Below are 9549 nucleotides of genomic sequence, written 5' to 3' on the forward strand. Positions count from 1 at the left end.
TTTCATATGCTGCGCCATGTGATGCGTGATGTTTGATGCTTGGAGGGAGGGCGAATTGTGAGAACGACACTTGCAATCGATGACGATGTCCTTCTTGCCGCCAAAGCTATGGCGCGGCAGCAGGATCGCAGTGTGGGCGAAGTCATTTCCGATCTGGTTCGCCGTTCGCTGCGTCCGCCGCAGGCGGGCGGTGAGCGTAACGGCATTCCCTTGCTTTCGTCGCGGCCCGGCGGGCCGATGGTCGATCTCGAAACGGTCAATGCGCTTCGCGACTAGCCGCGCTGGAACAGAGGATCTGGCAGGGTTGGGGATCTGTCGGGAGCAAGATGTCTTCCCTCGGTGGACCATCGCTGGCATTCGGGATTGGCTGGAGCCTCCCCAAACTTCGTCATCCTAGGGCGTAGCAGGAGCGAAGCTCCGTCGCGGAGACCCTGGGATCCATGCCGCGACCTCAGCCGAGGGCGCAGCGGAGCACAATTTCTGCCCGCGGCGGCGATTTGAAGTCGCGGCATGGATCCCTTGGGCTGCGGAGCAGCTCCAGGGGTCTGCGCTGCGTCGCTGCGCTCCTTGCTCCGCCCGTGGATGACGAAGCGATGAGCGTTTGCCGCTAGTCGGCAAGGCATGCCGTCCATCAGCGGGTGGTTGAAATGCTCATGCCCGGAATTAGTTCAGTTCCCGCACTCGCTCAGTTGCTGCGCATAGTCCCGCGCCATCTTGTCGGTGGCCCGGGCATAGCCCTGGACGCCTGCATCGCCCCGGTTGCCGCGGCCATAGGCGGTCCAGCCGAGATAATAGGCGAGATAGAGATTGTAGGTGTCGTTGCGGGCGACGCCATACGTGTCTGCCGTTTTGGAGTGATACCAGCCGACGAAATCGACGGCGTCGGCGAATTTCGTCCGCCGTGCCGCCCAGTTGCCGGTCTCGCGCTGATATTGCGACCAGGTGCCGTCCAACGCCTGCGAGAAGCCGGTGGCCGACGAGACATGCTTCCACGGAATGAAGCCGAGCAGCTTGGTGCGCGGCGGCCTTGCATTGCTCTTGAAACCGGATTCCTTGCGCACCGTCGCCATCAGCACGGGAACGGGGATGCCGTATTTCTGCTGGGCGCGCTCGGCGGCCGACTGCCAGTTGTCGAACCAGCCGTCATTCTGGTCGAAGACGGCACAGACATTGTTGATGTGGCTGGGCGGCGTGGCGCAGGCCGAAAGCGCCAGCAGCACGCAAACCGCACCAATTTTACTAAAACTCGAACTACGCATTGGCGCAGCAATAGGCCGAAATCATAAAGGGAATCTTGCAGCGTCCGTTAACGCTTCGCCCGAGCAGTCCTTGAGGGAATTTGTGTCAGTAATCCGACGTATTTCGTCGCTTTCTCTAAATAGATATTACAGAAATGCCGCCGTGGCTAAAATCACGCCCGCAAACGGCGTATTTCCGACAGCTTGCCCGGTTTGCCGGGGCTTTGATGCCGGGCATGAACGAACCAAGACGCAAACGCGGCGCCGAGCGCACCAGCAACAGGGGCCCGTCGGCCATCCCGCAACTGCCGCTCAGGCGGGTGACAAATCCCTATCCGCCAATGGCCATGCTGTCGCCCGACCAGATCGAGCAGATCCACCAGGCGTCGATGCACATATTGGAGAATTTCGGCATCGAGGTGATGAGCCCGCGGGCGCTGTCGCTGTTCGAGAAGGCTGGCGCCAGGGTCGATCATGCATCGGCGAATGTCCGCATCGATCGCGGCCTGATCGAAGACGTGCTGAAGACCACGCAGTCCAGCTATGTGTTGACGCCGCGCAATCCGGCCAACGCGGTTCATCTGGGCGGCAACACCATCAATTTCACGCTCGTTGCCGGGCCGCCGAATGTGCACGATATGGAGCGCGGCCGCCGTGCCGGCAATTTGCGCGACTATTCGGATCTGACCCGGTTGGCGCAGCATTTCAACTGCATCCACATGCTCGGCAACCAGGTCTGCGCACCGGTGGAGCTGCCGGCAAACTCCCGCCATCTCGACACCTACTTCACCAATCTGACGCTGACCGACAAGAGTTTCCATGTCTCGGCTATCGGCCGGGGCAGGGCGCTTGACGGCATCGAGATGATGGCGATTTCGCGCGGGCTGACGCTCGACCAGATGCGCGACGATCCCGGCATCACCACGATCATCTCGGTCAACTCGCCGCGCCGCTTCGACGAGATGATGGCCGAGGGCCTGATGACCATGGCCGAGTTCGGCCAGTCGGTGGCGGTGACGCCGTTCACGCTGATGGGGGCGATGAGCCCGGTGACGCTGGCCGGCGCGCTGGCGCAGCAGAATGCCGAGGCGCTGTTCGGCGTCGTGCTGACGCAGCTTGTCCGTCCGGGCGCGCCGGTCATGTATGGCGCCTTCACCTCCAATGTCGATATGAAGTCGGGCGCGCCGGCCTTCGGCACGCCTGAGAACACCAAGGCCAACATCGCTTCGGGGCAACTGGCGCGGCGCTACGGGCTGCCCTACCGCACGACGCCGGGCTCGGCCTCCAACGCCGCCGATGCGCAGGGCGCCTATGAGACGCTGATGGCGCTGTGGGGCGCGGTGCTCGGCCACGGCAACCTCGTCTACCACGCCGCCGGCTGGCAGGAGGGCGGGCTGACGGCGTCATTCGAAAAACTCATCATCGATGTCGAGATGATCCAGCACATGATGGAGTTCTTGCGCCCGATCGAGGTCAACGAGGCCGAGCTTGCCGTCGAGGCTTTAGGCGCGGTGCCGACCGGCGGCCATTTCTTCGGTGAGCCGCACACGCTGGAGCGCTACGCCACCGCCTTCTACCAGCCGATGCTGTCCAACTGGCAGAATTACGAGGCCTGGCAGGAAGCCGGCGGGCTCGACGCGACGGCGCGCGCGACGCGGCTGTGGAAGAAGGCGCTGGAAGACTATGTCGAGCCGGTGATGGATATCGCCGTGCGCGAGGCGCTGGAGGCTTACATGGCCAGGCGCAAGGAAGCGATCGGGCAGGGCGAGCCGTGATGCCTCCCAGCTTGAATCCACTCACCCATCCAACTCACTGATAACAGAGCAAAACTCATGAAATCGCATGCAAAGGTCGTGGTCATTGGCGGTGGCGTCGTCGGGTGCTCCGTGCTGTTCCATCTCGCCCGCCACGGCTGGACCGATGTTGTCCTGCTGGAGCGCGACGAATTGACGTCCGGCTCGACCTGGCACGCGGCCGGGGGCATGCACACCATCAATGGCGACCCCAACGTCGCCAAGCTGCAGAAATACACGATCAACCTCTACAAGGAGATCGAGGAGCTTTCCGGCCAGGCGACCGGCGTGCATCTGACCGGTGGCGTGCTTTTGGCGGCAACCGAGGCGCGGCTGGACTGGCTGCGCGGCGTCGTCGCCAAGGGCCGTTATCTCGGCATCGAGCTCGAGGAGATCTCGCCCAACGAAGCGGCCGAGCTGATGCCGCTGCTCGATCCCAAGCAGTTCGTCGGCGCCGTCAGGAACAAGGAGGACGGCCATCTCGATCCCTCAGGCGTTACCCATGCCTATGCCAAGGCCGCGCGGAAACTTGGGGCGGAAGTGGAGCGCTTCACCAAGGTCGAGGACATCGTGCGCCGGCCCGACGGGCTATGGCGCGTCATCACCAACAAGGGCGAGGTGGTGGCCGAGCATGTCGTCAATGCCGGCGGCCTGTGGGCGCGCGAGGTCGGCCGCATGGTTGGTCTCGAACTGCCGGTGCTGGCCATGGAGCACATGTACCTGATCACCGAGGACATGCCTGAGGTCGCCGCCTGGAATGCCAAGACCGGCACCGAGATCATCCACGCGGTCGATTTCGACGGCGAGCTTTACCTGCGCCAGGAGCGCGGCGGCATGCTGATGGGCACCTATGAGAAGGCCAACAAGCCGTGGTCCGAATACCAGACGCCATGGAATTTCGGCCATGAATTGCTGGAGCCGGACATCGACCGCATCGCGCCGTCTCTGGAAGTCGGCTTCCGCCATTTCCCCGCCTTCCAGAACACCGGCATCAAGCAGATCATCAACGGCCCCTTCACTTTCGCCCCTGACGGCAACCCGCTGGTCGGGCCGGTGCGCGGCCTGCCGGGCTTCTGGGTCGCCTGCGGTGTCATGGCCGGTTTTTCGCAAGGCGGCGGCGTCGGCCTTGCTTTGTCGAACTGGATGATCGAGGGCGATCCCGGCGCCGATATCTGGGCGATGGATGTCGCGCGCTATGGCGACTGGGCGACGATGGCCTACACCAACGCCAAGGTGCGCGAGAATTATTCCAGGCGCTTTTCGATCCGCTTCCCCAATGAGGAGCTGCCCGCCGGGCGGCCGCTGAAGACGACGCCGATCTATGATCTGCTGTCTGCTGGGGGTGCGCAATGGGGCGTTGCCTATGGGCTGGAAGTGCCGCTGTGGTACGCGCCGGAAGGCGTCAAGGACGAGTTCTCGTGGCGCCGCTCGAGCGACTTCACGCAGGTCGCCAAGGAGGTCGCGACGGTACGTGACAGTGTCGGCCTGTCCGAGATTTCGAGCTTCGCCAAATACAAGGTGACGGGTGAGGGAGCGGCCGCCTGGCTCGACCGGATGCTTACCTGCAAACTGCCGAAACCCGGCCGCATGACGCTGGCGCCGATGCTGAAGCAGGACGGCAGGCTCATCGGCGACTTCACGCTGGCCAATCTGGGGGAGGATGGCTGGTTCCTCGCCGGCTCCGGCATCGCCGAGCAATACCACATGCGCTGGTTCGAGAAGCACCTGCCTGACGATGGATCGGTCCGCATCGAAGCGCTGGGCGCGAGGCTCACCGGTCTGTCGATCGCCGGCCCGAAGGCGCGGGATGTGCTGGCAAAGGCCACGCGCTCGGATGTCTCCAACGCGGCATTTTCCTTCATGGCCATTGGCCGGATGGATATCGGCATGGCGCCGTGCCTGGTCGGCCGTGTGAGCTATACCGGCGATCTCGGCTACGAAATCTGGGTGGCGCCGGAATACCAGCGCGCCGCCTATCAAGCGCTGATGGCGGCGGGCGAGGAATTCGGCATCGGCCTCTTCGGCTCGCGCGCGCTCAATGCGCTGCGGCTGGACAAGAATTACGGCTCATGGGGGCGCGAGTACCGGCCGATCTACGGGCCGCTGGAAGCGGGGCTCGACCGCTTTGTTGCTTACGGCAAGGACGCCGATTTCATCGGCAAGGCCGCGGCGCTGGCCGAGCGCAGGCAGGGCGGCAAATTGCGCCTGCGCGCCTTTATCGTCGATGCCGACGATGCCGATGTCATTGGCGACGAGCCGATCTGGTTCGATGGCGCCGTGCGCGGTTGGGTGACGTCGGGCGGCTATGCACATCATTCGAAGAAGTCCGTCGCCGTCGGCTATGTGCCGAAGGAGATCGCAGATGAGAGCGACGGCTTCGAAATCGAGCTGCTGGGCAAGCGTCATGCGGCGCGCATTCAGGCGGTGCCGCTTTTCGACGCCAATTTCGAACGGATGCGTGCCTGAAGCGCTTCGGCTTCGCCGATGCGCTTCAGATTCCTGTTTGTGCATGTCGTGTCCCAAAACCGCTGGGCACTTTGGGCGACATGCACTAGTCACGCCCCTTCTTCTGGGCGTCAGGCGCTGCGGCGGTTGTCCAGCGCGAAGGCGCCGGCGCCGGCAAACACCAGATAGAGGAAGATGAAGCAGAAAGAGATCGCCGAATCGCCGCCATTGTTGACCGGGAAGAAGTCGCGCGGCATGTGCGCCATGAAATAGGCGATCGCCATTTCGCCGGCCAGAAGGAAAGCTACGGGCCGCGTGAACAGGCCGAGCGCCAGCAGGATGCCGCCGGCGAATTCGAGGATGCCGGCGGTCATGGTCAGCCCGGAAAGGGCGTGGGGATCGGCGCTGACGGGGAAGTTGAACAGTTTCTGGCTGCCATGCTCGATGAACTGCAGCGCGGTCATGATGCGCAACACGCCGAGCGCCTGCGGCTGGTATCTGGAGAGGCTTTCGAAAAGCTTCATAATGACTCCATTTTCAATCCGCCCGGCCATAGATTATCGCCCAGGAATGACCATTCACTTCGCATGGCCTGCCGTCAACAATCGGTGATTGGAATGTTCCCAATTCCCATTAAATTTTTCTCGCCAAGGTTGCATTAGTATCTCTATGGTTGTATTGATGCGTGTACAACAATCCTGAATGTGTGGGGCCTTTGCCATGAAAAAAGTCGTCATCAGCCTTTTCGCGATACTCGCAGGCACCAGCTTCGCCATGGCCGAGGACGCCGGCTGTGAGGCGTTCAAGTGGCCGGTGACGCGGGAGCAGACCCTGTTTGCCGCAGCACCGGCAACGCCGTCAGGAGCGGCGCTGGCGGTTGGTGCGGCTGCGGACCTGGCGCTGGTGCCGGTAGAGAAAGCGGGTTTTGCAGTGGCGCCCGAACGTGCGCCGGCATCGGACACGTTTGGGGCCGTCACCAGCGTGGAGGTGCCGTCCGAGGGAGCCATCCAGATAAGTCTCTCGGGCGAGGCCTGGATCGATGTCATTCAGGATGGCCAGGCCATCAAGTCGGCGGGCTATAGTGGCGTGAAAACATGCCCTGGCATCCGCAAGAGCGTGCGCTTCAAGCTTGCGCCTGGCCCGGCCACCGTTCAGTTCAGCGGTGCGAAAAAAGCAGAGCTGAAGGTCGCGGTGCTGGCGCCGGAATGAGACGGCGCCAGGCAGGGCGTCTTCATCGGTGGTCCGAAGCCGGCGCTTTGTGTCAGCGGTGCCTTATCGCGGTCAGCGGACCGGCGCCATCAAGGCAAAGTGTGCGCCTTGCGGGTCCTGGCACTGCACGACCCAGCTGCCGCCGGGGACCTCTATCGGCCCCATCAGGATCTTGCCGCCATTGTCGGTGACCCGTTTGGCCGCCGCATCGATGGCCGCAACATTGAAATAGAACTGCCAGACCGGGACCGGAATCTGCTCGGGCTTGTTCATGATGCCGCCGCCGGATTCGGGGCCGGCTGTAAAGGTCTGGTAAGTGCCCATCGGGCCCATGTCGAAATCGCCGGCGTCGACCCAGCCGAACTGCTCGGAATAGAAATCGAACGCGGCTTTCCAGTCGCTCGTATAAAGCTCGTGCCAGCCGATGTGGCCCGGCGTGCCGGCTGGTCGGGGACCGTTCGGCTGCAGGAACATGAAGGTCGCGCCTTGCGGATCGGCGACGACGGCAAAGCGGCCGACGCCCGGAATGTCGTCGGGCTGGCGGTGAACGGTGCCGCCGGCTTTCTCCAGCGATGCCGTGGCAGCGTCGGCATCCCTGGTGTGGATATAGCCGAGCCAGGCGGGCGGCATGCCCATCTTGGCGGCATTCTCGGGCAAGGTCATCAGGCCGCCGACGCCACGTTCGCCGACATTCATGACGACATAGCGCGGCATGCCGGGCGCCTTGTCGAAGGGCTGCGCCGTCCAGCCGATGACTTGGGTGTAGAATGCCTCGGCGGCATCGAGATCTGATGTCATCAATTCGTACCAGAAGAAGGGCATCGGGGCTTTTGGCATTTCGGTCTCCTCACCTTTCATACGTGATCGTCGTCCATCATAGGACGATCCTCACGACGGGAATCCGACACCGCCCGGAAAACAATGGGTGTGTGTGCCAAGCGTTCCCTGGTTGCGCACCCAGCGGTTTTCGATTTCTCTATGGCTATGAAGGGTTGTCGTTCATGCGCTTGATGTCGCTCACGCCCGAGCTTGTCGCACTGTGCCATCGGGAGGAGGCCGATCCCGGCCCGGACCCGAGCTGGACAGACATGAACGACGAGGACTTTCGAGACCTTGCCTTGCGGCTGTCCAATGAAGCCGATGAGGGGCCGCTATGGGTGTTCGCTTATGGGTCGCTGATCTGGAAGCCGGAATTCGAGTCGGTCGAGCAACAGCTCGCCACGGCCTTTGGCTGGCACCGCTCTTTCTGCCTCGACATGGTGCGTTGGCGGGGCAGTGCCGAGCAGCCTGGGTTGATGATGGCGCTCGAACGGGGCGGACGCTGCAACGGCGTGATCTATCGCTTGCCGGAGGGCGAAAAGCCGGCGCAGGTCGAAAGGCTGCTGCGGCGCGAAATCAGCGACCACGAAAGCATCGAGACGGTCCGGTGGCTGCCGGTGCATACGCCGCAAGGCACGCTGCGCGCGCTCGGCTTCTGGGTCGGCGTGAAGGGCAGGGGAACGTCGCTGAACCAGCCGTTGGACAGAGTGGCGAGCGTGCTGGCCAGAGCCTGCGGGCATATCGGATCCGGCGCCGAATATCTCTACAACACGGTCAGCCACCTCGAGGCGTTCGGCATCCATGACCGCAATCTGTGGCGACTGCAGCAGCTGGTCGCAGAGGAGGTCAAGACCATTCATGGCTGTAAGCTTGAACCCGGCCATTCGCTCGCACTGTGAAAGCAGCCTCGGCCTCCGATAACATGAGTAAAAAAATCATGTTATTATCCAGCCTTTTCAGAGACTTGCGCCGAAAATTGACCAATTGATAAAAAAATAAAACGTGCTAGCCTTCCTCAAAAGAAAACATGGGGAACTGACGATGCCAGAAGGCCAATTCAGGGAAGGCATTGCGGGCGGCAGGCTCTCGGCCGACCAGTATGCGGATAATTTTTCCGACCTGCATCCGCCGCTCGATCACCACGAGGCGCTGGTCGAATCCGATCGCTGCTATTTCTGCTACGACGCGCCGTGCATGAATGCATGCCCGACCTCGATCGACATTCCGCTGTTCATCCGCCAGATCTCGACCGGCAATCCGATCGGTTCGGCCAAGACCATCTTCGACCAGAACATATTGGGCGGCATGTGCGCCCGCGTCTGCCCGACCGAAACGCTGTGCGAGGAAGTCTGCGTGCGCGAAGTGGCGGAAGGCAAGCCGGTGCAGATCGGCCGCCTGCAGCGCTATGCCACCGATGTCGCCATGAGCGAGAACAAGCAGTTTTATCCGCGCGCCGAGCCGACCGGCAAGACTGTCGCCGTGGTCGGCGCCGGGCCGGCCGGCCTTGCCGCCGCGCACCGGCTCGCCCGCCACGGCCATGACGTGACCATTCTGGAGGCGCGCGCGAAGGCCGGTGGCCTCAACGAATACGGCATCGCCGCCTACAAGAGTGTCGACGATTTCGCCCAGGCCGAAGTCGATTATGTGACCGCGATCGGCGGCATCGACATCCAGAACGGCAAGGCCCTCGGCCGCGACTATCAGCTGTCGGATCTGATCCGCAATTACGATGCGGTGTTTCTCGGCATGGGCCTTGGCGGCGTCAATGCGCTGCGTGCCGATGGCGAGGACGCCGACGGCGTCATCAACGCGGTCGAGTTCATTGCCGAGCTGCGCCAGGCCAGCGACCTTTCCGGCCTGCCGGTTGGCCGCCGCGTCGTCGTCATCGGTGGCGGCATGACGGCGATCGACGCGGCCGTGCAGTCGAAATTGCTCGGCGCCGAGGAGGTGACGATCTGCTACCGACGCGGCCAGGAGCACATGAATGCGTCCGAGTTCGAGCAGGATCTGGCCGCCGCCAATGGCGTCACCATCCGCCACTGGCT

At 62.9% G+C, this 9549-nt stretch carries 9 protein-coding genes; 6 read left to right on the plus strand and 3 right to left on the minus strand.

The window, feature by feature from the left end; all coding sequences use genetic code 11:
• Nucleotides 1-57 precede the first annotated feature (57 nt).
• A complete protein-coding gene (locus EOC06_RS25185) occupies nucleotides 58-276 on the plus strand; it encodes a CopG family transcriptional regulator (protein ID WP_127270554.1) in 219 nt (72 codons plus the stop codon).
• A gap of 392 nt (nucleotides 277-668) precedes the next feature.
• On the opposite strand, the gene EOC06_RS25190 is transcribed toward EOC06_RS25185, so the two are convergent.
• Nucleotides 669-1259, minus strand: coding sequence for a transglycosylase SLT domain-containing protein (locus tag EOC06_RS25190; protein ID WP_023813211.1), 591 nt, complete (start codon nucleotides 1257-1259; stop codon nucleotides 669-671).
• Nucleotides 1260-1474: 215 nt separating this feature from the next.
• On the opposite strand from EOC06_RS25190, the gene EOC06_RS25195 reads away from it, so the two are divergent.
• A complete protein-coding gene (locus tag EOC06_RS25195; RefSeq protein WP_164898724.1) occupies nucleotides 1475-3013 on the plus strand; it encodes a trimethylamine methyltransferase family protein in 1539 nt (512 codons plus the stop codon).
• 57 nt (nucleotides 3014-3070) lie between these two features.
• A complete protein-coding gene (locus tag EOC06_RS25200) occupies nucleotides 3071-5497 on the plus strand; it encodes an FAD-dependent oxidoreductase (RefSeq protein WP_128309063.1) in 2427 nt (808 codons plus the stop codon).
• 110 nt (nucleotides 5498-5607) lie between these two features.
• Here EOC06_RS25200 and EOC06_RS25205 read toward each other — a convergent pair whose 3' ends face one another.
• Nucleotides 5608-6000: a DoxX family protein gene (locus EOC06_RS25205; RefSeq protein WP_127270196.1), complete on the minus strand. Its 393-nt coding sequence runs from the start codon at nucleotides 5998-6000 to the stop codon at nucleotides 5608-5610.
• A gap of 196 nt (nucleotides 6001-6196) precedes the next feature.
• Between EOC06_RS25205 and EOC06_RS25210 the strand changes: the two genes are divergently transcribed.
• Complete coding sequence (locus EOC06_RS25210; RefSeq protein ID WP_206631254.1) at nucleotides 6197-6685, plus strand: hypothetical protein; 489 nt, start codon at nucleotides 6197-6199, stop codon at nucleotides 6683-6685.
• Between the two features lie 72 nt (nucleotides 6686-6757).
• Here the strand turns inward: EOC06_RS25210 and EOC06_RS25215 are convergent, their stop codons facing one another.
• Nucleotides 6758-7522, minus strand: coding sequence for a VOC family protein (locus tag EOC06_RS25215; RefSeq protein WP_128309065.1), 765 nt, complete (start codon nucleotides 7520-7522; stop codon nucleotides 6758-6760).
• 164 nt (nucleotides 7523-7686) lie between these two features.
• Between EOC06_RS25215 and EOC06_RS25220 the strand changes: the two genes are divergently transcribed.
• Nucleotides 7687-8403, plus strand: a complete 717-nt coding sequence (locus tag EOC06_RS25220) for a gamma-glutamylcyclotransferase (RefSeq protein WP_127270190.1) — start codon at nucleotides 7687-7689, stop codon at nucleotides 8401-8403.
• A gap of 142 nt (nucleotides 8404-8545) precedes the next feature.
• A partial coding sequence (locus EOC06_RS25225) for an NAD(P)-dependent oxidoreductase (protein WP_164898725.1) occupies nucleotides 8546-9549 on the plus strand: 1004 nt, incomplete at its 3' end.

This window comes from Mesorhizobium sp. M7A.F.Ca.MR.362.00.0.0 (assembly GCF_004023175.1).
Lineage (GTDB): Bacteria > Pseudomonadota > Alphaproteobacteria > Rhizobiales > Rhizobiaceae > Mesorhizobium.

What these genes read in the sequence shown, in the direction of transcription:
- EOC06_RS25220 (WP_127270190.1), top strand. Translation starts at nt 7,687, where the DNA reads ATGCGCTTGATGTCGCTCACGCCCGAGCTTGTCGCACTGTGCCATCGG.
- EOC06_RS25190 (WP_023813211.1), bottom strand. Translation starts at nt 1,259, where the DNA reads ATGCGTAGTTCGAGTTTTAGTAAAATTGGTGCGGTTTGCGTGCTGCTG.
- EOC06_RS25215 (WP_128309065.1), bottom strand. Translation starts at nt 7,522, where the DNA reads ATGCCAAAAGCCCCGATGCCCTTCTTCTGGTACGAATTGATGACATCA.
- EOC06_RS25200 (WP_128309063.1), top strand. Translation starts at nt 3,071, where the DNA reads ATGAAATCGCATGCAAAGGTCGTGGTCATTGGCGGTGGCGTCGTCGGG.
- EOC06_RS25210 (WP_206631254.1), top strand. Translation starts at nt 6,197, where the DNA reads ATGAAAAAAGTCGTCATCAGCCTTTTCGCGATACTCGCAGGCACCAGC.
- EOC06_RS25205 (WP_127270196.1), bottom strand. Translation starts at nt 6,000, where the DNA reads ATGAAGCTTTTCGAAAGCCTCTCCAGATACCAGCCGCAGGCGCTCGGC.
- EOC06_RS25195 (WP_164898724.1), top strand. Translation starts at nt 1,475, where the DNA reads ATGAACGAACCAAGACGCAAACGCGGCGCCGAGCGCACCAGCAACAGG.